Origin of the sequence: Pseudarthrobacter sp. PvP090, assembly GCF_040547365.1 — a bacterium.
Classification (GTDB): Bacteria; Actinomycetota; Actinomycetes; order Actinomycetales; family Micrococcaceae; genus Arthrobacter.
The window spans coordinates 140,878-165,279 of record NZ_JBEPPO010000012.1 but is presented as its reverse complement, the minus strand read 5'-3'; the positions used below and the strand labels follow the sequence as shown (position 1 = coordinate 165,279).

At 66.8% G+C, this 24,402-nt stretch carries 26 protein-coding genes, 1 tRNA gene and 1 other RNA gene; 14 read left to right on the top strand and 14 right to left on the bottom strand.

What is annotated here, in order from left to right; translation table 11 throughout:
- Positions 1–86: 86 nt before the first annotated feature.
- Positions 87–920: an oxidoreductase gene (locus ABIC21_RS15225; protein ID WP_354351223.1), complete on the top strand. Its 834-nt coding sequence runs from the start codon at positions 87–89 to the stop codon at positions 918–920.
- A 54-nt stretch (positions 921–974) separates the two neighbouring features.
- Here ABIC21_RS15225 and epsC read toward each other — a convergent pair whose 3' ends face one another.
- The 3 genes from epsC to msrA all read right to left on the bottom strand — a co-directional run bounded on the left by epsC (position 975) and on the right by msrA (position 3,126).
- Positions 975–1,559 (bottom strand): serine O-acetyltransferase EpsC, encoded by a 585-nt coding sequence (gene epsC, locus ABIC21_RS15220; protein WP_354351222.1) that lies wholly within the window; start codon positions 1,557–1,559, stop codon positions 975–977.
- Between the two features lie 37 nt (positions 1,560–1,596).
- On the bottom strand, positions 1,597–2,532 hold the full coding sequence (gene cysK / locus ABIC21_RS15215) for a cysteine synthase A (RefSeq protein WP_354351221.1): 936 nt from the start codon (positions 2,530–2,532) through the stop codon (positions 1,597–1,599).
- 69 nt (positions 2,533–2,601) lie between these two features.
- On the bottom strand, positions 2,602–3,126 hold the full coding sequence (gene msrA / locus ABIC21_RS15210; RefSeq protein WP_354351220.1) for a peptide-methionine (S)-S-oxide reductase MsrA: 525 nt from the start codon (positions 3,124–3,126) through the stop codon (positions 2,602–2,604).
- Positions 3,127–3,205: 79 nt separating this feature from the next.
- On the opposite strand from msrA, the gene ABIC21_RS15205 reads away from it, so the two are divergent.
- Together ABIC21_RS15205 and ABIC21_RS15200 are read left to right on the top strand one after the other, a co-directional pair.
- Positions 3,206–4,123, top strand: coding sequence for a Nif3-like dinuclear metal center hexameric protein (locus ABIC21_RS15205; protein ID WP_354351219.1), 918 nt, complete (start codon positions 3,206–3,208; stop codon positions 4,121–4,123).
- 123 nt (positions 4,124–4,246) lie between these two features.
- Entirely contained in the window at positions 4,247–4,984 is a 738-nt protein-coding gene (locus tag ABIC21_RS15200; protein WP_354351218.1) for a zinc ribbon domain-containing protein, read from the top strand.
- A 59-nt stretch (positions 4,985–5,043) separates the two neighbouring features.
- Here the strand turns inward: ABIC21_RS15200 and ABIC21_RS15195 are convergent, their stop codons facing one another.
- Together ABIC21_RS15195 and ABIC21_RS15190 are read right to left on the bottom strand one after the other, a co-directional pair.
- Complete coding sequence (locus tag ABIC21_RS15195; RefSeq protein ID WP_354351217.1) at positions 5,044–5,808, bottom strand: YaaA family protein; 765 nt, start codon at positions 5,806–5,808, stop codon at positions 5,044–5,046.
- Positions 5,809–5,865: 57 nt separating this feature from the next.
- Positions 5,866–6,711: a slipin family protein gene (locus ABIC21_RS15190; RefSeq protein ID WP_354351216.1), complete on the bottom strand. Its 846-nt coding sequence runs from the start codon at positions 6,709–6,711 to the stop codon at positions 5,866–5,868.
- Positions 6,712–6,823: 112 nt separating this feature from the next.
- On the opposite strand from ABIC21_RS15190, the gene rnpB reads away from it, so the two are divergent.
- Positions 6,824–7,217, top strand: an RNA gene (rnpB, locus tag ABIC21_RS15185) — RNase P RNA component class A.
- An 89-nt stretch (positions 7,218–7,306) separates the two neighbouring features.
- Here the strand turns inward: rnpB and ABIC21_RS15180 are convergent.
- On the bottom strand, positions 7,307–8,305 hold the full coding sequence (locus ABIC21_RS15180) for a sialate O-acetylesterase (protein ID WP_354351215.1): 999 nt from the start codon (positions 8,303–8,305) through the stop codon (positions 7,307–7,309).
- A 340-nt stretch (positions 8,306–8,645) separates the two neighbouring features.
- Here ABIC21_RS15180 and ABIC21_RS15175 point away from each other — a divergent pair, with 340 nt between their 5' ends.
- The 6 genes from ABIC21_RS15175 (at position 8,646) to ABIC21_RS15150 (ending at position 14,682) form a co-directional block, all read left to right on the top strand.
- Complete coding sequence (locus ABIC21_RS15175; protein ID WP_354351214.1) at positions 8,646–9,551, top strand: hypothetical protein; 906 nt, start codon at positions 8,646–8,648, stop codon at positions 9,549–9,551.
- Between the two features lie 139 nt (positions 9,552–9,690).
- Entirely contained in the window at positions 9,691–9,873 is a 183-nt protein-coding gene (locus ABIC21_RS15170; protein WP_354351213.1) for a hypothetical protein, read from the top strand.
- Positions 9,874–10,055: 182 nt separating this feature from the next.
- A complete protein-coding gene (locus ABIC21_RS15165) occupies positions 10,056–11,666 on the top strand; it encodes a GMC family oxidoreductase (protein ID WP_354351212.1) in 1,611 nt (536 codons plus the stop codon).
- Positions 11,667–11,962: 296 nt separating this feature from the next.
- A complete protein-coding gene (locus ABIC21_RS15160) occupies positions 11,963–13,459 on the top strand; it encodes a glyceraldehyde-3-phosphate dehydrogenase (protein WP_354351211.1) in 1,497 nt (498 codons plus the stop codon).
- An 80-nt stretch (positions 13,460–13,539) separates the two neighbouring features.
- On the top strand, positions 13,540–13,749 hold the full coding sequence (locus tag ABIC21_RS15155; protein WP_307462644.1) for a hypothetical protein: 210 nt from the start codon (positions 13,540–13,542) through the stop codon (positions 13,747–13,749).
- A 129-nt stretch (positions 13,750–13,878) separates the two neighbouring features.
- Entirely contained in the window at positions 13,879–14,682 is an 804-nt protein-coding gene (locus ABIC21_RS15150; RefSeq protein ID WP_354351210.1) for an HNH endonuclease family protein, read from the top strand.
- A 49-nt stretch (positions 14,683–14,731) separates the two neighbouring features.
- Here the strand turns inward: ABIC21_RS15150 and ABIC21_RS15145 are convergent, their stop codons facing one another.
- Together ABIC21_RS15145 and ABIC21_RS15140 are read right to left on the bottom strand one after the other, a co-directional pair.
- Complete coding sequence (locus ABIC21_RS15145) at positions 14,732–14,863, bottom strand: hypothetical protein (protein ID WP_354351209.1); 132 nt, start codon at positions 14,861–14,863, stop codon at positions 14,732–14,734.
- 113 nt (positions 14,864–14,976) lie between these two features.
- Positions 14,977–15,957 (bottom strand): 1-phosphofructokinase family hexose kinase, encoded by a 981-nt coding sequence (locus tag ABIC21_RS15140; protein WP_354351208.1) that lies wholly within the window; start codon positions 15,955–15,957, stop codon positions 14,977–14,979.
- A gap of 135 nt (positions 15,958–16,092) precedes the next feature.
- On the opposite strand from ABIC21_RS15140, the gene ppk2 reads away from it, so the two are divergent.
- Together ppk2 and ABIC21_RS15130 are read left to right on the top strand one after the other, a co-directional pair.
- A complete protein-coding gene (gene ppk2, locus ABIC21_RS15135; protein ID WP_354351207.1) occupies positions 16,093–16,989 on the top strand; it encodes a polyphosphate kinase 2 in 897 nt (298 codons plus the stop codon).
- A 64-nt stretch (positions 16,990–17,053) separates the two neighbouring features.
- Entirely contained in the window at positions 17,054–17,758 is a 705-nt protein-coding gene (locus tag ABIC21_RS15130) for an alpha/beta fold hydrolase (protein WP_354351206.1), read from the top strand.
- 22 nt (positions 17,759–17,780) lie between these two features.
- Here ABIC21_RS15130 and def read toward each other — a convergent pair whose 3' ends face one another.
- The 4 genes from def to orn form a co-directional block, all read right to left on the bottom strand.
- Entirely contained in the window at positions 17,781–18,353 is a 573-nt protein-coding gene (gene def / locus ABIC21_RS15125; RefSeq protein ID WP_307462654.1) for a peptide deformylase, read from the bottom strand.
- A 38-nt stretch (positions 18,354–18,391) separates the two neighbouring features.
- The gene (locus tag ABIC21_RS15120; RefSeq protein ID WP_354351205.1) at positions 18,392–19,546 is read right to left on the bottom strand and encodes an acyl-CoA dehydrogenase family protein; all 1,155 of its coding nucleotides are present in this window, start codon (positions 19,544–19,546) and stop codon (positions 18,392–18,394) included.
- A gap of 118 nt (positions 19,547–19,664) precedes the next feature.
- Positions 19,665–19,737: transfer RNA gene (locus ABIC21_RS15115), tRNA-His, on the bottom strand.
- Positions 19,738–19,905: 168 nt separating this feature from the next.
- Entirely contained in the window at positions 19,906–20,559 is a 654-nt protein-coding gene (gene orn / locus ABIC21_RS15110) for an oligoribonuclease (RefSeq protein ID WP_354351204.1), read from the bottom strand.
- Between the two features lie 158 nt (positions 20,560–20,717).
- Here orn and mptB point away from each other — a divergent pair, with 158 nt between their 5' ends.
- Positions 20,718–22,274, top strand: coding sequence for a polyprenol phosphomannose-dependent alpha 1,6 mannosyltransferase MptB (mptB, locus tag ABIC21_RS15105; protein WP_354351203.1), 1,557 nt, complete (start codon positions 20,718–20,720; stop codon positions 22,272–22,274).
- On the opposite strand, the gene ABIC21_RS15100 is transcribed toward mptB, so the two are convergent.
- Positions 22,267–22,947 carry a DNA alkylation repair protein gene (locus ABIC21_RS15100; RefSeq protein ID WP_354351202.1) on the bottom strand — a complete coding sequence of 227 codons (681 nt, stop codon included), beginning with the start codon at positions 22,945–22,947 and terminating at the stop codon, positions 22,267–22,269. The two genes, mptB and ABIC21_RS15100, sit on opposite strands and share 8 nt — an antisense overlap.
- Positions 22,948–22,991: 44 nt before the next feature.
- Between ABIC21_RS15100 and map the strand changes: the two genes are divergently transcribed.
- Positions 22,992–23,759 (top strand): type I methionyl aminopeptidase, encoded by a 768-nt coding sequence (map, locus tag ABIC21_RS15095; protein WP_354351201.1) that lies wholly within the window; start codon positions 22,992–22,994, stop codon positions 23,757–23,759.
- On the opposite strand, the gene ABIC21_RS15090 is transcribed toward map, so the two are convergent.
- Positions 23,756–24,391, bottom strand: a complete 636-nt coding sequence (locus tag ABIC21_RS15090) for a GNAT family N-acetyltransferase (RefSeq protein WP_354351200.1) — start codon at positions 24,389–24,391, stop codon at positions 23,756–23,758. The two genes, map and ABIC21_RS15090, sit on opposite strands and share 4 nt — an antisense overlap.
- Positions 24,392–24,402 lie beyond the last annotated feature (11 nt).

Below are 24,402 nucleotides of genomic sequence, written 5' to 3'. Positions count from 1 at the left end.
GGGAGCACCGGCCGTTCGCGTTTCCCCGGGTCCCGTCCCGGCTTCAGTCCATCCCACCGTCCGTCAGCGTCCCAGGAGTGCAGCAGATGACCCAGCCCGTAGCATTTGTCACCGGTGCCTCCACCGGAATCGGTTACGAGACCGCGTGGAAGCTCGCGGCCCGCGGATTCACCGTGTACGCCGGTGCCCGCCGGGTCGAGAAAATGGAGCCTCTCAAAGCCCACGGGGTGACGGTCGTGGCGCTCGACGTCACCGACGAGGACTCCATGACCGCCGCCGTCGAACAGGTGATTGCCGCCCACGGCCGGGTCGACGTCCTGGTGAATAACGCCGGCTACGGTTCCTACGGCTCGCTGGAGGAAGTGGAGCTGGCCGAGGGGCGGCGGCAGTTCGACGTCAATCTCTTCGGACTGGCGCGGATGACCCAGCTGGTGCTCCCCGGAATGCGCGCCGCCGGGCGGGGGAGGATCATCAACGTATCCTCGATCGGCGGACAGATGTACGAGCCGCTGGGCGCCTGGTACCACGCCACAAAATTCGCCGTCGAAGGCCTGAGCGATTCGCTCCGGATCGAACTCAAGCCCCACGGCATCGACGTATCCATCATCGAGCCGTCGGGAACCGCGTCGGAGTGGGGCGCCATCTCCGGCGACAGTCTGCTGGCAACGTCCGGCCGCGGACCATACATGGACCAGGCGAAGGTGGTGGCCGCGGCGCTGGCGTCCACCGTCGGCTCCAGCATGTCCACGCCACCGGACGTCATTGCCGACGCCATCGTCCATGCCGCGACATCCCCGAAACCGAAGACGCGCTATCCCGTGGGCAAGGGCGCCCGGGCCATCCTGCTGCTGCGGAGGCTGCTGCCGGACCGGGCCTTCGACGTTGTGATCTGGAAGATCTACCAGCGGTTCCCCGCGTAGCGTCAGCGTCCCGCGTCCGGGGGCAGGAAGCGCCGGTCAGATCCGGTATTGAGTCTAGATGTGGTAATCGATCAGGTATTCGGCCGGGTCGACGGCGGGCTTGGTCTCCCGCTGTGCGTCCCGGTGCCGCCATTTGGCCGGCACGCCCGTCAGGATCGATTCGGCCGGCGCGTCCTTGACCACGACGGCGTTGGCGCCCACGGCGCTGTCCCGGCCAATGGTGATGGGGCCCAGGATCTTGGCTCCGGCGCCGATCACGACGCGGTCCTCGATGGTGGGGTGGCGCTTGATCTTCGCCAGGGAGCGGCCGCCGAGGGTCACGCCGTGGTAGATCATGACGTCCTCGCCGATCTCGGCGGTCTCACCGATGACGACGCCCATGCCATGGTCGATAAAGAAGCGGCGGCCGATCGTGGCCCCGGGATGGATCTCGATCCCGGTGAGGAACCGGGCCAGCTGGGAAATCAGCCGGGCCGGGAAGCGCAGCGCCGGGTTCTGCCACAGTCGGTGCGTCACGCGGTGGAACCAGATCGCGTGCAGGCCGGAGTAGGCAAAGAAGTTCTCGAAAGAACCCCGAGCCGCCGGGTCGTGTGACCGGGCGGCGTCGAGGTCTTCCTTCAGTCTTGCGAAAAAGCTCACAAAGACCTTTCTACGAAATCTTGGGACAAGGCCGGACTTAGCCGCGGATGTCGTCGTACAGCACGGTGGAGATGTAACGCTCACCGAAGTCGCAGACAACAGCAACAATCAGCTTACCGGCGTTCTCCGGGCGCTTGGCGAGTTCCAGGGCTGCCCAGACGATCGCGCCGGAGGAGATGCCGCCGAGGATGCCTTCCTTGACGCCGAGTTCGCGGGCCACGCGGACCGAGTCCTCGAGCGTGGCGTCGATGACCTCGTCGTAGACGTTGGTGTCCAGGATCTCCGGGATGAAGTTCGCGCCGAGGCCCTGGATCTTGTGCGGGCCCGGAGCGCCGCCGTTGAGGATGGCGGAGTCCTTCGGCTCGACGGCGATGATCTGCACCTCGGGCTTGCGCTCCTTGAGCACCTGCCCGACGCCGGTGATGGTTCCGCCGGTGCCGACGCCGGCAACGAAGATATCCACCTTGCCGTCGGTGTCGGACCAGACTTCCTCGGCCGTGGTCTGGCGGTGGACCTCGGGGTTGGCCTCGTTGGCGAACTGCTGGGCCCAGATCGAGTTTTCGGTGTTGGCGACGATCTCCTGGGCCTTTTCCACGGCACCCCGCATGCCCTCCGAACCGGGAGTGAGGACAATCTCGGCACCGTAGGCGCGCAGCATGACACGGCGCTCGGTGGACATGGTCTCCGGCATGGTCAGGATGACCTTGTAGCCGCGGGCCGCGCCCACCATGGCCAGGGCGATGCCGGTGTTGCCGGACGTTCCTTCGACGATGGTGCCGCCGGGCTTGAGCGCACCGGACTTCTCCGCGGCGTCGACGATCGCGACACCGATGCGGTCCTTGACGCTGTTGGCCGGGTTGTAGAACTCGAGCTTGACGGCCACGGTGGCGCCAAGGCCTTCGGCCAGCCGGTTGAGCCGGACCAGCGGGGTGCCGCCGACCAGCTGGGTAACATCGTCATAGATCCGTGCCATGGGTGTCTGCGCCTGTCTGTTGAAGAGGGGGATACTGAGGTCAGCCTAACGAGGGCCCGCGGGCCCTAGCTAAGCATTAAGCCATGCAGAGTAATATTTCCTGGCCTTGGCCAGCTTCGGATTGATGATCACCTGGCAGTAACCCTGTTCCGGGAACTTGCCGTAATAGTCCTGGTGGATTTCCTCCGCCCGGTGGAACACCGGCAGCCGGCTGACCTCCGTGACGATCGGATGCGCCCAGAGGGGCTGGTTCCGTTCGATCGCCTCCTCGAAGAGGATCTTCTCCTCGGTCGTCTCATAGAACATCGAGGAGCGGTACTGCGTTCCGACGTCGTAGCCCTGGCGGTTGAGCGTCGTGGGGTCGTGGAGGACAAAGAACATGTCCAGGATGACCTCCGCGGGGACGACCTCCTCATCGAACGTCACCGCCACCACCTCGGCATGGCCGGTGGTTCCGGAGCAGACGGCGTAGTAGTCGGGGTTGCGGTCATGGCCCCCGGTGTAGCCCGAAACGACAGCGCTGACACCCGTGGTTTTCTGGTAGACGGCGTCGAGGCACCAGAAGCAGCCTCCGCCGAGGACAAAAGTTCTCATGCTCTCTTCAATGGTTGAAGGGCCCCGATGATTCCCGGCGTCTGCGGGGAAGGCCTGCCGATAGGGTAAAAATGGGGGTATGGAACCTGTAAACACCGACGTTTCAGCCGGCCCTTCCGAAGGACACGACGCCGCCGGCAGCGGATCCGGGGAAGCGGCCGAGACGCCCACCCTGGGCATGATCCTGCTGGCCGTGGAGGAACTCTGGCCCGAATCGCTCGCGGAGGACTGGGACGAAGTGGGCCTCGTGGCCGGCCGCCCCTCCGCCGGGGTGAGCAGGATCCTCTTCGCCGTGGATCCCACGCTGGAGGTGATCGAGGAGGCCATCGAGTTCGGTGCGGAACTGCTGATCACCCACCATCCGCTGCTGCTCAAGGGTGTCACCTCGGTCGCGGCGACCACCGCCAAGGGCCGGGCCGTGCACCGCCTGATTGAGTCCGGGACCGGCCTGCTGACGGTGCACACCAACGGTGATTCGGCCGTCGGCGGCGTCTCGGATGTCCTGGCCGACGCGCTGGGCCTGCAGAACGTTGCCCCGTTGACCCCGGCAGCGAACGGGCTGCCGGAAGAAGGGATCGGGCGGGTCGGTGACCTGGAGGAGGTCCTGACCCTGGGCGATTTTGCCGCCCGCGTCTATGGCATCCTGCCCTCGGTCGCCGGCGGGGTGCGCGTGTCCGGGGACCGGGACGGGCTGGTCCGCCGCGTGGCCGTCTGCGGCGGCGCCGGGGATTCCCTCTTCGGCGAGGTCCGGGCGAGCAACGCCGACGTGTACCTGACCGCGGATCTGCGGCACCATCCGGCGTCGGAAGCCCGGGAGGCGGCCGTCAACGACCGGCCGTACCTGATCGATGTTTCCCACTTCGCCAGCGAGTGGCTGTGGCTGCCCGCCGCGGCGGAGGCGCTGGGCAATGTGCTGAGCGACCAGGGGCACGACGTCGAGATCCGGGTCAGCACCACCAACAGCGATCCGTGGGACTTCATTCTGACTCCGGGCTAAGCCTGGCGTGCGAGGGGCCCCGGGTGAGCGTAGCGAGGCCGGGGAGCGCGCTAGGCGCTAGAGTCTAGGGAGCGCCGAACAGGTGCCCGGCTCCGGCCGGAAGGGAACAAGCGGAGGTAAATAGTGGCCAAGGCAGCACCGGCGGAACAGTTGAAGTTGCTCGAATTGCAGGGACTTGATGCGAAGCTCAAGTCCCTGTCCAACCGCCGCCGAAGCCTTGAAAGCGACTCCCGGATCACCGATCTTGAAGCAGCCCTCAGCGTGGCCAACGGCGAACTGGGTGCCGCGAAGGTGGCGGTCCACGACGCCGAACTGGAGCTCAAGCGCGCCGAAGCGGACGTGGAGCAGGTCGCCTCCCGGATTGAACGCGACGAGGCGAAGCTCAACAGCGGCACCGGCCTCTCCAAGGACCTCGTGGCCCTGCAGCGCGACCTCGTGTCCCTGAACAAGCGCCGCTCCGACCTCGAGGACGTGGAGCTGGAAGTCCTGGAGCGGCTGGATTCGCTCCGCCTGCGCCAGGCCAGCCAGCAGCAGATTGTCGACGACATCCAGGGCTCCTTCGGCTCCATCCGCTCCGAGCTGGACGAGCAGCTCGCGGAGATCGCTGCCGAGGCCACGGTGGTGCGCGGCAAGCGTGCCGAGTTCGCCGAGGGGATGGATGCCGGCCTGCTCGCGGTTTACGAGAAGACCCTGGCCAAGCGTGGTGTCGGCGCGGCCCGCCTCTTCCACGGAACCTCCGAGGGCTCGGGCATGCAGCTGAGCCCCGGTGACCTCGCCGAAATCAAGGCCGCGGCCGAGGACGACGTCGTGTTCTGCCCGGATTCCGGCTGCATCCTGGTCCGCTCCGCCGAGTGGGCCTAACCACCAACTGACTCGCAGCTGCGGCCGTTTTGAGCCGTCAAAACGGCCTCAACTGCGAGCTAGTTGGGCAGGATCAGGTTGAGGGTGTGCGGCTTCCGCGCCGTGCCCTGAACCAGTTCGGCGGTCCACTTTTCGGCAGCGGCCCTCTGCAGCTGCGCCGGCGTCTGCGGCGGCTTGCCCCGGCGGGTCAGCAGGTGCCGGGCAAGTTCGCCCCTGGTGTGCTTCGCGAAGTGGCTGACCACCTTCCGGACGCCGTCGACCTCGGTGAACACGTTCACGGCGACGGTCTGCGGTGGCGGGGGAGTCCACGCGGCGGCGTAGGTGCTGGAGCGGCAGTCCACCAGCAGTTCGCCTTCCGAGGCGGCCGCCAGGGCCGCAGTGAGCTGCGGCTTCCAGAAGGACGCCAGGCGGCCGACGTCGGGCAGTGCGGTTCCCATCGACAGCCGGTAGGCGGGCACGCGGTCGCCGAAGCGGATGGCACCCCAGAGCGCGGAAATGACCAGCACGCACTCTTCCGCTTTCCTGCGCTGCGTGGGCGTGAGGGAGTTGTAGTCCAGCGCGTCGTACAGCACCCCGGAGTAGACCTGGTGGGCGGGCGCCGCCGGCTCGGCGTGCAGCCGCGTGTTGCGTTCGACGTCGGCCCGCAGCGAGGCGCCGACGCCCAGGAGCGCCAGGGCGTCCTCATGGGCGCTGACCGTTCCGAGTCCCTCCAGCACCTTGGCCCGGTAGGTGTTCAGTCCGGGGAAACTCAGGGTGGTCCAGTCGACGGCGTCGCCGGCCGTGGCGGGGGTCTTGCCTTCAGAGGGGGGCAACAGAATCAGCACCGTCCAATCCTAGCGGCGCCCGTCCTTCCGGAGGCCCGCCCGGTTGGTGCCCGCGGCCTACGCCGCCTTGACCGGCGGGGGCTGAGCGGAGGGTGGAGCCTGGGCGGACGAAGCCTGGGCCGCCTGGGCTGCCTGGTTTTCGCGGGCGAGGAAGGCAGACAGCTCGCCGATGGTGCTCATCAGCGGTGCCGGGAAGACGACCGTCGAGTTCTTGTCCACGGCGATTTCCACCAGGGACTGCAGGTTCCGCAGCTGGAGTGCCAGCGGGTGGGCCATCATGGTGTCCGAGGCGTCGCCCAAGGCAGTGGCGGCGATTGACTCGCCCTCGGCGGAAATGATCTTGGCCCGCTTCTCACGCTCGGCCTCGGCCTGGCGGGCCATGGCGCGTTTCATGGTCTCCGGCAGCTGGATGTCCTTGAGCTCCACCAGCGTGACCTCGACGCCCCACTCCAGCGTGAGGGCGTCGAGGATCTCGCGGATGTCGCTGTTGATGCGCTCCGTTTCCGAGAGTGTCTGGTCCAGGCTGTGCCTGCCGACGACTTTCCGCAGTGTGGTCTGGGCGATCTGGTTGATGGCCGCCGACACGTTTTCAATTGCCACGACGGACTTCACGGCGTCTATGACCCGGTAGTAGGCCACCGCCGAGATGTCGACGCTGACGTTGTCCTGGGTGATGATGCCCTGCGACTGGATCGGCATCGTCACGATCCGCAGGCTGACGAGGGTGAGCTTGTCGATGAACGGGATGATGAAACGCAGGCCGGGCATCCGGATGCCAATTACGCGGCCGAGCCGGAACAGGACACCCTGCTCGTACTGCCGCACGATTTGGATCGCCATCTTGGCCAGCACGAGCACCAGAACCACAGCGATCAGCCACATGATGATGGCGGTCCAGTCCATTGGGATCGTTCCTTGCCTGGGGGATACTTCCTTCCTAAATTCTCCCACCGGAGGCCCGAAAAGGATCCGGCGGGAGTCGGCTGGCGGGGGAGACCGTAGAATGAACAGCGGATGGGTTGACCAGGCGGCCGCGCGTCACGCAAGTGGCTCGAGGAACGTCCGGGCTCCGCAGGGCAGGGTGGTGGGTAACGCCCACTCGGGGTAACCCGCAGGCCAGTGCCACAGAGAATAGACCGCCTGCATGCGGCCCGTGCTTGCACGGTCCGCAGGGCAGGTAAGGGTGAAACGGTGGTGTAAGAGACCACCAGCTTCCCGGGTGACCGGGAAGGCTAGGTAAACCCCACCCGGAGCAAGGCCAGACAGGGCACGTTTGAGGGCTGCTCGCCCGAGTGTCCGGGTAGGCTGCTGGAGGGCGTCGGCAACGGCGTTCGTAGATGGATGGCCGCTACTCCCGTGCTGGCGACGGCGCGGGAACACAGAACCCGGCGTATCGGTCAACCCATCCATTCACATCACGCGGGAATCCGCGAAGTCTGGCCCTATGGCTGATTCCGTGCCATCTTCGCAGAGGCGTCCCACGTTGAGACGGTACCTGCTACTTCCCCACAATGGTGCCGGCAGAGGTCCTAGAGCTGCTGGTGTAGCCAGACTTGGAGCCGGTGACCTTCACCGTGATGGTGCGGCCCAGATCCCCGGACCCGACCTTGTAGGAAGCAGCGGTGGCGCCGAAGATTGCGATGTTGGAGCGGTACCACTGGTACGAGAGGGTGACCGGGGCCAAACCCCAATAGCTCGGCAGTGCGGTAAGGGTGGACTCGGCCTTGGCCGTACCGCTGATCTTTGGTATCGGACCGTAGGTGACCTTGGCCGCCTTCGCAAGACCAATAACGTACATTTTCCCCAGGAAATCGACGCCAGTCCGGGAGAAGTGCACGGGGTCGTTGTCATACACGCCGCCGGCCATAGAAGGGGCGAACGCGGTACTGGCGACTCGTGCCGGCGTTTCCCTATGGGACTTGTCCACGTTGGCCAATCCTAGTTTGGCCGCGATTCCCTCCGGCGCCAGGCCGCCCACCACAAACGGGAGCTTGGGGGCAGCCAGCCCCGATCGGAAGTACGCAATGAGCTGATCCAGTTTTGCCCCGTATGCTGCGGTGGACATCCACCAGTTGCCTTCGCCCTGGTGCCAGAGGATGCCCTTGAGTCCAACCGCATAGCCCGCTGCGCCGGCCGCCGCTACGCCCTGCCGTGTCTGCGTGAGTGCCAGCGCGGGGAGATCGAGTTCCGGGGCGGACGCTGTGCCTACATTCCAGGTCCGGGCACCCACGCTGTTGGTAAACGCGGTGGCGCCATGCGCCGCCGGAATGATGAGAACTCCGACGTTGGCGGGCTGGTATCTCAGGTACTCGCGGGCAAAGGCCGTGGCGGGGGAGATCCCTCTGGCAGTGTCGAGCATGTCCAACGGGATGGTGGCTTGCCGGAAAGTGCGTACCTTCGCACCGTACTGGAATATCCTCGCGTCCGCAGGCTTATCTGTGGTGCCGCTCGGGAGGCCACGGCCAGACATGTTCGATTGCCCTACAGCTACGAACACGTGCAGGACGGTGACCTTGTCCGCTGCCTGCTCGCGGGCGTTACGCCCGCGAGCAGGAGCGCGGAGACCGCGAGGCCGACCAGGATCCCTCGAACCCTGGCTGTTATTTTCGTCACGGACCCCACCTCCACGTCAAGCACCGATCAGCCAGCAGCGGCAACACGCCTCCGTTCGGCGGCAGGAACAGTTACCTAGCCAGCCAGGAAGATCAGTGTGGTCCGCGGACCTTTGGCTTTCCTTGAGTAGTCCGGCCCGAAGCGGCGGGGCGCGGCTCTCATCCTGGCGGGCCTTTCCGGCAGAACGGAGGATGTCACCGCGTGAGCCCGTATACGATAAGTCAATGCCTCAGACGATCCAGGTGCTCCCCGTCGATGAAATCGAACAGGGCGGCATCAACGTTCCCATCACCGAACTCGACACGGTCGAACAATTCGACCCCGCTTCGGAGCTCGGGGCCAGCAGATACAGGGCAACCCTGCCGGATGGGCTACCCCTCGAGGCACTTCTGGTCAATAAGGACTCCGACATCCTCGTTGTGAGCCTTCACGGTGCGACAGACCGCGGGAAGTATTCGATTCCGCGTTTTGAGTGGCTCAAGAGCATGCTCAAGACGGGATACAGCGCACTGTACCTGTCGGACCCGACCTTGAGCCTCCGGGACGATCTGGAGCTGGCCTGGTACACCGGATCCGCGGGATTTGACCTTTACCCGGTGTTGGCGGATTGGGCGTGCGAGGCCGCAGACGCGGTCGGGGCGAAGGGGATCATCTTCCTCGGGTCGTCCGGTGGCGGCCTGGCAGCTCTCCAGATTTCGACCTACATCCCTGGCAGCATGGCGTTGCCCTTCAGTTGCCAGACGAGCATCGCGAACTATCTCGTCGGTGGCACACTCATGGGCGCGCAGCGGAGCTACGTCGAAATCGTCATGCCTCATCTCGCACCCGCCGGCGTGTGGTCGCTGAAGCCGGACGTGGACTGGTCCGTGCCGCTGGGCGAACGATCATCTGCACTGGTCCGCTACAGCCAGCCGCAGCAGAACTTCGTCCACTATGTGCAAAACACGCGCGACTACTCGCACATGGAACAGCACTACCAGCCGTTCCGGGACGTGATCGAGTCAGGCGACAATAAGGACCGTGTCCGGTTCGACCTTTACGAGGGCCCGGAGACGCACAACCCGCCGTGGCCGGACGTCTTCCACTCCCGCCTCGACGACGCTGCTGGCTGGTTGAGGGCCACCCTCTAAACGCTGACTCGCCCCATCGCCCGAACGGCGCCTGTGGCACTGGGGGAGTCGCCGGAGGCTAGAGTGTGGGCTATGTCGCAAGCTTTACGAAGTTGTTAGGCTTGCATATCCACTCTGTTCATGATTCGGAGATATTGCCTTGGCCACGAAGCCTTCACCCCGCACGTACGACCACCGCGTTGAGGATTACGAACTGGAAGACCTCGTAACCGGCATTCAGCGCGTGCTGGATGATCACGGCGTGCTCACCATTGCCGACTACGAGGGCGTGTTGAAGGCGGCCCGCGATGAGGCGCACGCCCACTCGAGTCCCAACGATTAGGCCGCGCGTCCGCCGTTATGGCTGGCGGGCGGCAGCGGCTGCATCGTCATGGCAACTGCCGGGCGCCTCATGCCCGCGCGAGTGCAGGCCCGGCCGAATGCTTGACATCATCCCGGCGGGACCAGAGACTGCACTGTAACGTTCAAGCACCGGCGGTGTCAGCACGAAGCCCAGGAGTAAGAGTGTCGGACGACGCAGCATACGACTACGTGATTGCCGGGGGTGGCAGCGGCGGCAGCGTTCTTGCGGGCAGGCTCAGCGAAGACCCCTCAGTCCGTGTCCTGCTGCTCGAGGCGGGCAGATCCGACCGCCACCCGTTCATCCATGTCCCGGCGGGCTTCCCGATGCTCAAGGGAGGTCCGTACCAGTGGGACTACGCAAGTGTGCCGCAGAAGCACAGCAACGGCCGACGCATCCCGCTCGCCCAGGGCCGCGTGCTGGGCGGCGGGGGGTCCATCAACTCGCAGGTCTTCACGCGCGGCGTGGCCGAGGACTATGACAGCTGGGTCTCGGACTTTGGCTGCGAAGGCTGGTCCGCCGACGAGGTGGGCAGGTACTTTATCCGCTCAGAGTCAAACAGTCGGCTGTCGGCACCGCACCACGGCACCGAGGGCCCGCTCGGTGTGTCCGACCTGCTGCGTCCGCACAAGCTCTCGGCGGCCTTCGTCAAGGCGGGTCAGGAGTTCGGGCTGCCTTACAACAGCGACTTCAACGGCGCCGAGCAGTACGGCGTTGGCTTCTACCAGACCACAACGAAGAACGGCCGCCGGTGCAGCGCGGCGGTCGCCTACCTCCGGCCCGCCCGCAAGCGGCGCAACCTCACCGTTCGCGCCAACGTCACCGTCTCCAAAGTGATCATCAGCAACGGCCGGGCCGTCGGAATCCAGGCGATCGAAGGCGGCAGCGTCCGAACGTACAGCGCCAACCGCGAGGTGATTGTCTCGGCCGGGGCATTCGGTTCGCCCAAACTGCTGCAACTGTCGGGCATCGGCGACCCGGCGGACCTCGCCGCCGCCGGCATCGACACCGTCCACGCCCTGCCGGGCGTGGGCAAGAACCTGCATGACCACTGCGACGTCGATATCGTCTACGAGCTCACGGATTACCACAGCCTGGACCGGCTGAACCAGGTGCGCCCGGCCACTGTCCTGGCCGGCGTCGAGTACGTCGCTTTCCGCTCGGGTCCGTTCGCGTCCACCCTGGTCGAAGCAGGTGGCTTCAGCTACGCGAACAAGGACGAAAAGACCCCCGACCTGCAGTTCCACTTCCTGCCCGCCGCCCGGGTGGGGACGTGCGGCGCAGCCTTAAAGCCCGGTTTCGGTGCCACGTTGAACTCCTACTTCCTGCGGCCACGGAGCCGGGGAACGGTCCGCCCGGTGTCCTCTGACCCAGGCAAAGCACCGCTCATCGATCCGAACTATCTCGCCGATGATTACGACCTCGAGATGGCAATCGCCGGTGTGCAGCAGAGCCGTCAGATCATGGAGCAGTCGTCGATGGCAGCGCTGACCAAGGCTGAGCACATCGGTGACGGAAGTCCTGTGAAAACCCGCGACGAGTACGTGAACTTCGTGCGCTCCTTCGGGCGGACCTCCTACCACCCGGTCGGTACCTGCTCCATGGGCACCACCGATGAGTCCGTGGTTTCGCCGCGGCTGAAAGTCCACGGGCTGGAGGGACTGCGCGTCGTTGACTCCTCGATCATGCCCCGGCTGGTGAGTGCCAACACGCAGGCGCCAACCATCATGATCGCGGAAAAGGCCGTCGACATGATCCTCCAGGACGCCCGGTAGGACCATAACAGCCATAGGTGTCGGCCCACCTGACCTGTGCAGCAGCGAGCCCCCGGCTCTATGTGAGTCATTTCACGCTTCGACGGAGACCGGACCCTGCCGGGCCGCCGGTAGACTGGATGCTGAACGTAGAAGTTCTGCCGCCGGGTCTGCGTTCGCAGCCGGCGGCTTTTCTTTGCTCGACACAGGCGCCCGGGATGGACCGAATCCCTGCCGGCGCTAAGGTTCCGGATATCCTCCGGCAGCCGACTTCCGCATACGACGCCGTATGCGGTGGATTCTAGGAAGGTATTTCTGTGAGCCAGACGTCAGATTCTTGTCTTGATACGTGGATGGGCCGGGAGGCGCTCGCCGAGGCCATGATCCCTGTGATCGGCCGGCTGTACCGCGAGAACAACGTGGTTACCTCCATCCACGGCCGCAGCCTCATCAACAAGTCCACCATGAACATCCTCAAGGCCCACCGCTTTGCCCGCCGGATGAGCAAGGAAGAATTGCGGCTCGAAGAGACCGCCCCGCTGCTTGACGCCCTGACCAAACTGGAGCTCGGCGCCGCAGCCATCGACATTGCGCGCCTCACCGAGAAGTACCGCGTCGAGGGCAATGGCGCCACCTTGGACGAGTTCCTCCGCAAGGAACTCGCCGAGGTTGTTGGCAAACGTGGCGGCGACGACCGCACCAGCACCGACGTCGTCCTCTACGGCTTCGGACGCATCGGCCGGCTCCTGGCCCGTCTCCTGATTGAAAAGGCCGGCGGCGGGCACGGCCTGCGCCTGCGCGCCATCGTGGTCCGCCGCGGCTCGGACAACGACCTCGCCAAGCGCGCCAGCCTGCTCCGCCGCGACTCGGTCCACGGCTCCTTCGAAGGCACCATCAAGGTTGACCTCGAGAACGACACCATCACGGCCAACGGTGTCCAGATCCAGGTCATCTACTCGGACAACCCCGCGACGGTCGACTACACCGCCTATGGAATCCACGACGCCCTCGTCGTCGACAACACGGGACGCTGGCGCGACGCCGAGGGCCTGTCCCAGCACCTCCAGAGCAAGGGCGTCGCCCGGGTTCTGCTCACCGCCCCGGGCAAGGGCGAGCTGAAGAACATCGTGCACGGCATCAACCACGGCACTATCGCCGACTCGGACACGATCGTCTCGGCGGCCTCCTGCACCACCAACGCCATCACCCCGGTGCTCAAGGCGATCAACGACCGCTTCGGCGTGGTGCATGGCCACGTCGAGACGGTCCACTCCTTCACCAACGACCAGAACCTGATCGACAACTTCCACAAGGGCGACCGCCGCGGCCGCTCGGCTGCACTGAACATGGTCATCACCGAGACCGGTGCCGCCAAGGCCGTCGCCAAGGCCCTGCCCGAACTGCTGGGCAAGCTCACCGGCAGCTCCATCCGCGTCCCCACCCCGGACGTGTCGCTGGCCATCCTGAACCTGAGCCTGGAAAACGGCACCACCAAGGATGAGGTCAACGACTACCTGCGGGAAATGTCGCTGCACTCGGAGCTGCGCAAGCAGATCGACTACATCGATTCGCCCGAGGTTGTCTCCACCGACTTCGTCGGCTCGCGCCGCGCGGGCATCGTCGACGGCCTCGCCACGATCTCCAACGACAAGAACCTGGTTCTCTACGTTTGGTACGACAACGAGTTCGGCTACAGCTGCCAGGTGGTCCGCGTGATGGAGGAAATGGCCGGCGTGAACCCGCCGTCGTTCCCCGCCAAGGACGCAGCCGCAACCCTGGAGGCAGCCGGCCTGCCCGTCGAGGTCACGGCCTGACGCCACCTCCCTAGAATCTGTTCTCCGTTTCCCGGCCGGTTCCTCTGGAATCGGCCGGGAAAGGGCACCACAATGGTGCAATGGAACAGAACTCGGCTGTGGAGCACGAAACCACCCTGGAACACGCCCTGGACGTTGCCCGGCGGAATGCCAAGGAAGCCAAACGGCTTCTTGACGATGCCCGCGCCAAACATGCGGCCGGGGATGTCGACGAGGCGCGGGTCCGGCAACTCGAATCCCTTTTGGCCCTCGCCAACGAAGACCTGGTGCGCGTCACGAAAGAGAACTAGCTGGGCACCTGTCCTCCACACTGTGGATAACGCCTGCAACGGCGGAGGCCGGGCCTAGGCTTCAGGGGTGGAAAGAATCCAGCCCGCCTCAGGACACAGCGGATCCCGGCACCCTGCCCGGGCGCCCGCGTGACGCTCACGTGGCGGGACTTTCGGCGGGAACGACGGCGGTCCCGCCAGGCGTGGGGACTGCTGGCCGCCGCGGCACTCGCCGTCGTCGCCGGTCTCGGCTGGTTCTTCACCGTCGGGCAGTTTGCCGCTGTCGAACCGCCCGCCGGCGGACCCCGCGAGGCTCCGGTGCTGGCAGCCGGCTGGATGAAGCCTGTCCCCGCGGTGCGGCCTGTTCCCCGGGGCCCCGCCGCGGCGCTGCTGGACACGCTGCCGGTCAAGGGCCGGGCGGGCCTGGACAACTACGACCGCAGCGCTTTCGGCCAGGCGTGGTTGGACGTGGACCGCAACGGCTGCGACACCCGCAACGACATCCTGCGCCGCGATCTGTCGGGCGCCGAGTTCACCGAAAATTCCAGCTGCCGGGTGGCCGGCGGAACGTTCCGGGAACCCTACACCGGCCGCCAGCTCACTTTCCGCAGGGGAGCCGGGAGCAGCACGGCGGTGCAGATCGATCACGTTGTGGCGCTCGGGGATGCCTGGCAGAAGGGCGCCCAGCAGTTGACCGCCGGACAACGCGAGCATCTGGCCAACGATCCGCTGAACCTGATCGCCGCGGACGGTCCTGCCAACGAGGAGAAGAGCGCCTCCGACGCCGCCACTTGGCTTCCCCCGAACAAGGCCTTCCGCTGCCACTATGTTGCCCGGCAGATCTCCGTCAAGGCCGCCTACCGGCTGTGGGTCACGCCCGCGGAGAAGGACGCGATGCACAGGGTCCTCGCCTCCTGCCCAGGGCAGCAGACGGTTGTCGCGCCTGCTCAGTAGATTCTCACAGCCGATTGATACCGGGGGACCGGACGACGGCCTTGGTCCCCTAGATGACGAGCCTGACAGGGCCCGCGGTCGCCGGGCCGCCGCACGCTTCGCTGCCGTCCACCCGGGTCCAGCCCAGCTCCACCTCGCGCCGGGCCAGGACGCTGCCGTCGGCGGCGCCATCCAGGGACACGGTGAGCGAGTTGAACCACGCAATGGCAGGTCAGGCGATGGGCGCCTCGCTGGAGCAGCCCGCCGTTGCAACGGCTAGCAGCAGCGCGGCCGCCAGCCTGGCCGGTCGGGCCGTCACTGTCCGCCGCTCCCGTCCAGGGCCTGCGCGGTGAGTTGCGCCTCCAGCCGTTCGACGTCGTCGCGCCGGCAGAGTTCGGTGGCCTGCGTCGTCACCGTGGCGCTCCCGGCGGCGACGGCGGCCCGGAGCGCTTCCTCAATCGTGCGGCCCTGGGCGAGGCGGAGCACAAAGGCGGCCAGGAAACTGTCGCCGGCCCCGACGGTGCTTCGAACCTGCACCTCCGGCACGGCCAGCCGCAGAACCCCGGATTTCGAGGCGAGCACGGCACCTTCGCCGCCCAGGGTCAGGGCGACATGTTCCGCTGAACCGTCTGCAACCAGCGCCGCGGCAGCCTCGACCTGGCTTTCATCGCTTTGCAGCGTCGTTCCAAAGTGCAGTCCCAGCTCCCGCCGGCTCGGCTTGACCAGGAAAACCCCCTCGGCGAGTGCTTCGGACAGGGCGGGTCCCGAGGCGTCCACGATGCAGTGTGCGTCGTGCAGCCGCGCCAGCCGCGCCACCTGGGCGTAGAAATCGTCGGGAACCCCTGGCGGAAGGCTTCCGCTGGCCACGACGTAGCCGCCCACGGGAATCGAATCCGCCACGAGCGCCAGGCACAGGCGCCACTCGGGCTCGCTCAACTCCGGGCCCTGAAGCACGAAGCGGAACTGCTTGCCCGTCGTCGTCTCATCGACCGTAAAGTCCTCGCGGGTACTGCCTTGGATCGGCACGGCCAGCGTGGGGACGCGTTCGGCTTCGATGAGCCGGCGGTACGCCTCGCCGGTGGGCCCGCCGGCGGTGTAGACCGCCAGGGTCCGGCCACCGAGGCGCTGCACCACCCGGGACACGTTCACCCCGCCGCCGCCCGGGTCGAGGCGGCTGGCGCCGCAGCGCAGCTTGTGGCCGCTGATGACCTGCTCCGTTGCGGTGCTGACATCCAGTGCGGGGTTTACAGTGAGCGTGAGGATGGGCTGCATCGCCGTCGGTCTGGGGGCTTCCATGGCCCAAGCATAGGAGCAGTGCGCTGCCGGTGTCCCCGGCAGGACGACCCCTTGTGGGCGGTTGGCCGCTCCGCGAGAATAGGCGCGGCAGGACTGGCGATGCGAAAGTCCGCCGCGACGAGTGGAACGGGAACCATGGCACATCGCACGGACGGCTCCGGCAAGCCCGGCTCCGGCAACGAAAAGCCCGGACGGAAAGGCGCCAAGGGGAACGCCCCGCAACGCCCGGAGAGGTTGCCCCTGAGCGTTTATGAGGCCGAACTCTTCCGGCTCCAGGCCGAGCTCGTCGCGCTGCAGGAATGGGTCCGCAGCACGGGGGCGCGAGTGCTGGTGATCTTTGAGGGGCGCGACGCCGCCGGCAAGGGCAGCGCGATCAAGCGGCTGACCGAGTACCTGAACCCGCGTGTTGCCCGCATCGTGGCGCTGCCGGCCCCGACCGAGCGGCAGCGGGGTGAATGGTATTTCCAGCGCTACGTGCAGCATCTGCCCGCCGCGGGGGAGATCGTCCTGATGGACCGCTCCTGGTACAACCGGGCCGGCGTCGAACATGTGATGGGATTCTGCACGCCCGCGGAACACAAACGCTTCATGGCCCAGTGCCCGGTCTTCGAACGCCTCCTGGTCCAGGACGGCATCCTGATGTTCAAATACTGGTTTTCGATCAGCCACGCGGAACAGGAACGGCGCTTCAAGTCCCGGCTGGATGATCCCATGCGGCAATGGAAGCTCTCCCCGATGGACCGGGAGGCGATCCTCCGCTGGGAGGACTACTCCCGGGCCAAGGACGACATGTTCATGCAGACCGACACTGCCGAATCGCCCTGGTATGTGGTCGAGGCAGAGGATAAACGCCGGGCCCGGATCAACATGATCGCCCATCTGCTCTCCAGCATTGACTACACCGAAGTCCGGACGGAGCAGGTGACGTTGCCCGAAAGGCCCAAGGCCGTCAACTACACGCGCCCTCCGCGGGAGTTGTTCCGGTACGTTCCGGATCACGCCTCGATCCTGCAGAAACCGGCCGATGGGTAGCCGGGACGGAACATTCCTCCGCCGGGCCGTGCCTCCCGCGGTCCGGGGCGGGTAGGGTACCGGCATGGACATCATCCTGGTTCCCGGATTCTGGTTGGACGCCTCCTCATGGGAGGAGGTGACTCCGCCGCTCACCGCCGCCGGCCATCAGGTCCACCCGCTGACCCTGCCCGGGCTGGAATCGGCCGACGCGCCGCGGGCCGGCATTGGTCTGCGCACCCACATCGACGCCGTGGTGGCGAAGATCGACGATTTCGATGCCCCGGTGGTCCTGGTGGGCCATTCGGGCGGGGGAGCCATCATTCACGGCGCCGTCGACGCCCGCCCGGACCGGGTGGCGCGGGCCATCTACGTTGACAGCGGCCCCCTCGGCGACGGCGGCGTCATCAACGACGACCTGCCGGAGGACGGCGACGACGTGCCGCTCCCGCCCTGGGAACTCTTCGAGGATGAAGACCTCACCGACCTCGACGAGGAGCTGCGGGCGATGTTCCGGGCCCGTGCCATCCCGCAGCCCAAGGGGGTTGCCCAGGACCGGCAGCGGCTGCACGACGAGCGCCGCTATGACGTCCCCGCGACCGTCATAGCCTGCGAGTTCCCGTCCGCCATGCTCATCGAAATGATCGGGGCCGGCCACCCGTACGTCGCGGAGCTCGGGCGCGTCCGCGACGTCGACTACGTCGACCTGCCCACCGGTCACTGGCCGCAGTTCACCCGGCCGGCCGAACTGGGGGCGGCGATCCTCGCCGCCGTCGACCGGGAGGGGTAGGCGGGAGGAGCAAACCGGGGCCCTAGTGCCCGAAGGGGTCCGGGTCCACGCCCGGCATCCACGTCAGCCCGGGGACGCCCCAGCCGCTCTTCTTGGCCTGTTTCATCGCCTTGCGGGCGTAGCGGTCGATCAGCCGGTTGACGTAGAGCTTGCCGTCCAGATGGTCGTATTCGTGCTGGATCACCCGGGCAAACCAGCCCGTCGCCTCGAAGTCGACCGGCTTGCCGTCGCCGTCGAAGCCCTGCACCCGGGCCCACTCCGCGCGCTTGAGCGGGTACTGCCCGCCGGGGAAGGACAGGCACCCTTCCTCCTCCTCGTCCGGATCCGGCAGCGCGCCGGAAATCTTGGAGAGGGTCAGCACCGGGTTGACGACGGCGCCGGACGGCGGGGCGCCGTCGTCGTTGTCGTATTTGTAGATGAACAGCCGTTTGCCCACCCCGACCTGGGGCGCGGCGAGACCGACGCCGTTGGCGGCGTCGTTGGTCTCGAACATGTCGGCGATCAGGGTCCGGAGCTCGTCGTCGAAGACTTCAACCTCGGCGGCCCGGCGGTGCAGTACGGGCTCGCCCCAGATCGTGATGGGCAGAACGGTCATGTCAGTGAAGTTCCTCTGGTGCTGTGGTGAGCGGCGGGTCAGTCGGCGATGGTGCGGCCGACGACGTCGCGCATGATTTCGTTGGTGCCGCCGAAGATGGTCAGCAGCCGGGCCGCCAGGAAGGCCTGTGCCACGGGGTATTCCAGGATGTAGCCGTAGCCGCCGTGCAGCTGGAGGCAGCGGTCGGTGACGGACTTGGCGCGCTCAGACGCCCAGAGCTTCGCGCGGGCGGCGGCAGCGGCGTCGAGCTCGCCGGCGTTGAAGGCCCGGATGGCCTGGTCCACGTAGGTTTCCGTGACCTCGACCTCGGTGAGGATGTCCGCGAGTTCGAAACGGCTGTTCTGGAAGTCGATGATCCGCTCCCCGAAGGCGTTGCGGTCCTTCGTGTAGCTGACGGTCTCCTCATAGATGGCGCGGACGACGGCGGAGCTTGCCACCGCGATCGCGAGCCGGCCCTGGGGGAGCTGCTCGGCGGCGTACTGCAGGCCCTTGCCCTCCTCGCCGACGAGGTCCGCGTGCGGCACCCGGACGTTGTCGAAGAACAGTTCCGCGGTGTCCGAGGCCTTGAGGCCCATCTTGTCCAGCTGATTGCCGGTGTTGTAGCCCTCGCCCTTGCCGACCATGAACAGGGAGAAGGAGTCGTGGTTCCCGCGGCCGGCGCTTCCGTCTGTGCGGGCCAGGACCAGGGAGGCGTCGCCGGAAATGCCGTTGCCGATGAAGGTCTTCTGGCCGCTGATCAGCCAGTCGTCGCCGTCGCGCACCGCCTTGGTGCGGATGCCGCGGAGGTCCGAACCCGCGCCGGGCTCGGTCCAGGCGATCGAGGTGACCGTCTCGCCCGAGACCATGCCGGGAAGCCAGCGGCCCTTGAGGTCCTCGGAGCCGTAGGCCAGCAGGTGGGGGAGGACCATGTCATCGTGCAGGTGGAAGGCCAAGCCCACCGCGAGGTGGTTGCTCTTGGCGAACTCCTCGTCCAGCACGGCGCGGAAGCGGTAGTCGTCCATGCCCATGCCGCCGAATTCCTCCGGAACGGCCAGGCCCAGCAGGCCCTGCTCGCCGGCCGCCGTCCACAGCTCGCGGGACATCATGTGGTCCTGGTCCCACTGGGCGTAATACGGTGCCACGGCGCGCGCATTGAACTCGGCAGCCATCTCACGGAACATCTCGTGGTCTTCGTCAAAAAGCGTGCGCTTCAAAGCGTTTCCTTCCGTTCACAGTCCGTGGGGCGGACAACTGCGCAGACAACAAAGGCCGCACCGGATATCCGGTACGGCCTTCGTCTAAGGTCGGACAATTACTGCCGTCCTTCATGAGGGTGAGCGACGGGGGTTGAACCCGCGACCTCCTGGACCACAACCAGGCGCTCTGCCAACTGAGCTACGCCCACCATGTGCCCTGCCATGCCTTCCGGCGAACCGGCTGGCTGAAAAGGCAACGACAAATAGCTTACCTGCTCTTCGGGGGTGCTTTTGCCACTTTTCGGGTTTTCACCTAAATTTTCCGCAAACGTGGCGCAGATTACTCCCGGAGGCCGGCTGCGGGGCCGGCCCGGGCGCTACGGCGCCGGCGTCCCGGAGGACGCCTCCGCCGCTGCCGGGTCCTCCGCCGCGCCCATCACTTTCCGGGCGATCCGCTGCGCCGTGGCACTGTCCGGACCGGGCGCGGGGACGAAGACGGCCTCGCGGTAGTAGCGCAGCTCGTCGATGGAGTCCTGGATGTCGCCGAGGGCCCGGTGGCCGCCGAGCTTGGCGGGGGACTGGAAGTAGGCCCGGGCGTACCAGCGCCGGGACAGCTCCTTGATTGTGCTCACATCGATGACCCGGTAGTGCAGGTGCTCCACGAGGTCGGGCATGTCCCGGACCAGGAAGACCCGATCGGTTCCCACCGAGTTGCCGCCCAGCGGGGCCTTCTTGGGGTCCGGCACCCACTTCTTGATGTAGTCCAGGACGATGGTCTGGGCCTCCGCCATGGTCTTGCCGTGGGGGAGCTCGGCCAGCAGCCCGGAGCGGGTGTGCATGTCGCGCACGAAGTCGTTCATCTGCGCCAGCGCGGCGTCATCGGGCTTAATGACGACGTCGACCCCGTCACCGAGGATATTGAGCTCCGAGTCCGTCACCAGCGCGGCCACCTCGATGAGGGCGTCGTTGATGGTGTCCAGGCCGGTCATTTCGCAGTCGATCCAGACGATGCGTTCATTAGATATAGGCACGGGCCCAGCCTACCGTTTCGTCGCCGCTGGGCGGTCCGATGCTAGGATTTCGGGTACGCGGGCGTCGAATTTTTTCGTCATCGCGGCGTGCCCCGGGCCGGTTCAAGCGGCCGGCAGCGGGTGCTGATGAGCCCCACAACAGATTGGACGATCCTGAGATGACGGTGCCTGTGCCTGCGGCGGGGAAAACGGCTGCCGGCACGTCCCCGGCGGCAGCAGCCGCTGATGTGGACAATGCCCGTTCACCGCTGCTGGCGGGATTCGTCGGATCTCTCTTTATGGCGATCGGTTCCCTCGGCGTGGGCTGGCTCGCTCCGGCTTCCGAGCTCCGCCGCATCCCGCTCTTCATCTGGATGCGCACCGAGGCCATCGGTGTCGCCCTGTGCATTGTGCTGCTCGCCGTCGGCGGGATGCTGCTCGTCCGCTCCTGGCTCAGGCTCGGCCAGCGCGTGCGCGTCTGGGGAGCGGAGGCCCGCAAGGCCACACTGCAGGCGGTGGTCCTGTGGGGGCTGCCCCTGATGTTCTCCGTGCCGCTGTTCAGCCGCGACGTGTACGCCTATATCGGGCAGGGCCGGCTGATGGTGGAGGGCTTCAACCCGTACGAAAACGGAATCTCCGCGCTGTCGAACTATTTCCAGCTTGGCGCCGACAAGATGTGGACCGAGGCGCCGGTGCCGTACGGACAGCTCTTCCTCTGGATCGAGCAGTTCGTCGTCTGGTCCACCAACGTGCACCCGGAAGCCAGCATCATGCTGTTCCGCCTCGCCGCGCTGGTGGGGATCGTGCTGTGCATCATCTACGTGCCGAAGCTCGCCGAACTGCACGGCGTCAACCCGCACCGCGCCCTGTGGCTGACCGCCGCCAACCCGCTCTTCCTCACGAACTTCATCGCCAGCGTCCACAACGACGCCCTCATGATCGGCCTGGCCCTGGCCGGGCTGTACTACTGCGCCACCCGGCGGGTCATCCTCGGCCTGGTCCTGGTGACCCTGTCCATCTCGGTCAAGCCCATCACCATCGTCTTCCTGCCCTTTATCGGCCTCCTCTGGGCAGGACAGGGCGCCAGCTGGCCGCGGAAGTTCGTTTTCTGGGGGCTCACCGCAGGGATCAGCCTGGCCCTCCTGTACGCCATGAGCATGGTCAACGGTTTCGGCTTCGGCTGGATCAACGGCCTTTCCGCCCCGGGCAGCATCTGGATCTGGTACGCCCCGGTCGGGCTGCTGGGCCTGGTGGTCGCTTCCATCTTCAACGCGTTCGGACTCGACGGCTGGGGACTGGCGAAGTGGGTGTACGACGCCGGGAAGCTGCTGGCGGTCGGCATCATCGCCTGGCAGATCTTCCGCGGCGACTACGACCGGCTGATCCGCCGCCTGACGCTGGCGTTCGCCGCCGTCGTCGTCCTGGCCCCGATGATCCAGTCCTGGTACGTCGTCTGGCTCATCCCGCTCTTCGCCGTCACCGGCATCCGCGACGACTGGCAGGTCAAGGCCCTGTACTTCATCGTGTCGTTCTTTATGGTGTACGCGATCTCGGACCAGCTGGAAGTGTTCCCTTATCTGCAGACCGCGGATCTCGGCCTGGCCCTGGCCCTGGCCCGCAACGCCGCCGCGATCATTGCCCTGCTGTTCGCCCTCTACCTGATCTTCCTCGACCCCAAGACCAAGCTGCTTTTCAGCAAGTCCGAGGAACCAGTCACCACGCGCCCGGTCATCTGAGTTTCCGCAGGGCCTCCCGGCGGGAGAGCGGGCTCAGCGCCCCGCCGTGCCGGGCCGCGAAGTCCCGGACCCAGTCCGGATCCGTGGCGGCGTAGTCACGCAGGGCCCAGCCAATAGCCTTCCGGATGAAGAACCCGGGGTCGGCCAGGTTCGGTTCGATGACGGCTGCGAGCAGGGCAGGGTCCGTCGCGGATTTGGCGCCCAGCTGGGCCGTGATCGCGGCCCTCCGGATCCAGGGGTCCGCGTCGGTGCTCCAGCGGCGGAGCACGCTGGACATGTCCTCCCGGTGCCTCTGCAGCAGCTCGCAGAGCCGGTGCGAGACCCCGTCGACCAGGTCCCACCAGGCGCCGCTGCGGATGATTTCCTCGTACAGCGGCAGCATGCCCAGCTCACCGGCGGCCAGCCGCAGGCCCGTGAGGTCGATCGCCGCGTAGCGTTCCTCCCGCCAGCCGGCGCCGCGCCACAGCTCCAGCACGGTGGACTGCAGTTCCTGCAGGGAACCGGGAGGCAACTCCCTGGCGGCGGCCTTCACGATCCGCCGGACCTCCGGAACCCGGACGCCCAGCGAGGGCATTTCGGACTTCAGGTAGGCCTGCGCCCCCGCGGCACGGGCCGGGTCGGCGGCAGCCCGCAGCCTCGATCGGATCGCGGACATCAGTTCAGCGTTGGCCATGGGGCAACTTTAGCCACGCCCCGGCTGGCCCTAGAGTTGAAGGCATGTCGATGATCAAGAGCCCCGCCGAGATTGCCCTGATGCGCGAAGCCGGCAGGGTGGTGGCCAACACGCTGGAGCGTGTCCGGGAGGCGGCCGCCGTCGACGTGTCCCTGAAGGAACTGGACGAGCTGGCCGCGGCCACGATTGCGGCCGCCGGAGCGACGCCGGCCTTCCTGAACTACCAGCCGCGGTGGGCCTCGGTGCCCTTTCCCGGGGTGATCTGCACGTCGGTCAATGACGCCGTGGTGCACGGCATCCCCAACGACTACCGGCTCCAGGACGGCGATCTCCTCAGCGTGGACTGCGGGGCGTTCCTCGAAGGCTGGTGCGGTGACGCGGCCATCAGCTTCATCGTGGGCACGGCCGACCCGGTGGACCAGGCCCTGATCGACGCCACCGACGCGGCCCTGGCCCGCGGCATCGAGGCGGCCCGGATCGGCAACAAGATGGGGGACCTGGGCTACGCGATCGGCGGGGCATCACGCCGTGCCGGCTACGGGCTGCTGGCGGACCACGGCGGCCACGGGATCGGCAAGACCATGCACGCCGAGCCGCACGTTCCCAACGACGGCCGGCCCGGCCGCGGCATCAAGCTGACCGAAGGGCTGGTCATCGCGATCGAGCCGATGCTCATCCTTGGCGGCAAGGACGACTACTTCCACGACGACGACGAGTGGACCCTCCGCTCGGCCAACGGCCGGCGCGCAGCCCACAGCGAGCACACCGTGGCCATCACGAAGGACGGGCCGGTCATCCTGACCCTGCCTTAGGGGACGGTGGCGGTGCCCTGCTGGGGCGCCGTCAGGCGGACCACCGCACGGCCGGGCACCGCGTCGCTGACCACTTCGAAACCGGCCGCCAGGAACAGGCCCAGGGTGCCGTGATACAGGTCGGCCGGGCCGGCTTTGGGCCGCTGCGCGGGATCGACCGGATAACCTTCCACCACCGTGGCGCCGTGGGCGAAGGCGTGCTCAACGGCGGCGGCCAGCAGCGCCCGGGCCACTCCGGTCCGCCGCTGGCCGGGGGAGACCACAAAACAACTCACGGACCACAGTTGCTGCCCGCCGGGATCCCGGACCGCCCCGGGAGCTGCCGTTGTCAGAACCTTCGAGCGCAGGATCCGGGGATAGCAGCCGCGGGGCTCGACGGCGCACCAGCCCACCGGAGTCCCGCCGCGGAAGGCCAGCACCCCCGGGGCCGGGCTGCCGCCGTCGAACTTGGCCCGTAGCTGGACTTTCCGCTGCTCCGGGGTCGACGCCGACCATTCCGGTCCGGTGAGGGCGAAGAAGCGGCACCAGCACCGGGACGGCTCGCCGCGGACGCCGAAGAGACGTTCGACGTCGGGCCAGTCCGCCGCAGCAGTGGTCGGGGCTTCCTGCCCGCGGGGGTCCGCACCATCCATGGAACGAGGTT

Excerpts from the sequence above, each read along its gene's own strand:
- ABIC21_RS15225 (WP_354351223.1), top strand. The coding sequence starts at position 87 with ATGACCCAGCCCGTAGCATTTGTCACCGGTGCCTCCACCGGAATCGGT.
- cysK (WP_354351221.1), bottom strand. The coding sequence starts at position 2,532 with ATGGCACGGATCTATGACGATGTTACCCAGCTGGTCGGCGGCACCCCG.
- msrA (WP_354351220.1), bottom strand. The coding sequence starts at position 3,126 with ATGAGAACTTTTGTCCTCGGCGGAGGCTGCTTCTGGTGCCTCGACGCC.
- ABIC21_RS15205 (WP_354351219.1), top strand. The coding sequence starts at position 3,206 with ATGGAACCTGTAAACACCGACGTTTCAGCCGGCCCTTCCGAAGGACAC.
- ABIC21_RS15190 (WP_354351216.1), bottom strand. The coding sequence starts at position 6,711 with ATGGACTGGACCGCCATCATCATGTGGCTGATCGCTGTGGTTCTGGTG.
- ABIC21_RS15175 (WP_354351214.1), top strand. The coding sequence starts at position 8,646 with ATGCCTCAGACGATCCAGGTGCTCCCCGTCGATGAAATCGAACAGGGC.
- ABIC21_RS15155 (WP_307462644.1), top strand. The coding sequence starts at position 13,540 with ATGGAACAGAACTCGGCTGTGGAGCACGAAACCACCCTGGAACACGCC.
- ABIC21_RS15140 (WP_354351208.1), bottom strand. The coding sequence starts at position 15,957 with ATGGAAGCCCCCAGACCGACGGCGATGCAGCCCATCCTCACGCTCACT.
- ppk2 (WP_354351207.1), top strand. The coding sequence starts at position 16,093 with ATGGCACATCGCACGGACGGCTCCGGCAAGCCCGGCTCCGGCAACGAA.
- ABIC21_RS15130 (WP_354351206.1), top strand. The coding sequence starts at position 17,054 with ATGGACATCATCCTGGTTCCCGGATTCTGGTTGGACGCCTCCTCATGG.
- def (WP_307462654.1), bottom strand. The coding sequence starts at position 18,353 with ATGACCGTTCTGCCCATCACGATCTGGGGCGAGCCCGTACTGCACCGC.
- mptB (WP_354351203.1), top strand. The coding sequence starts at position 20,718 with ATGACGGTGCCTGTGCCTGCGGCGGGGAAAACGGCTGCCGGCACGTCC.
- ABIC21_RS15100 (WP_354351202.1), bottom strand. The coding sequence starts at position 22,947 with ATGGCCAACGCTGAACTGATGTCCGCGATCCGATCGAGGCTGCGGGCT.
- map (WP_354351201.1), top strand. The coding sequence starts at position 22,992 with ATGTCGATGATCAAGAGCCCCGCCGAGATTGCCCTGATGCGCGAAGCC.
- ABIC21_RS15090 (WP_354351200.1), bottom strand. The coding sequence starts at position 24,391 with ATGGATGGTGCGGACCCCCGCGGGCAGGAAGCCCCGACCACTGCTGCG.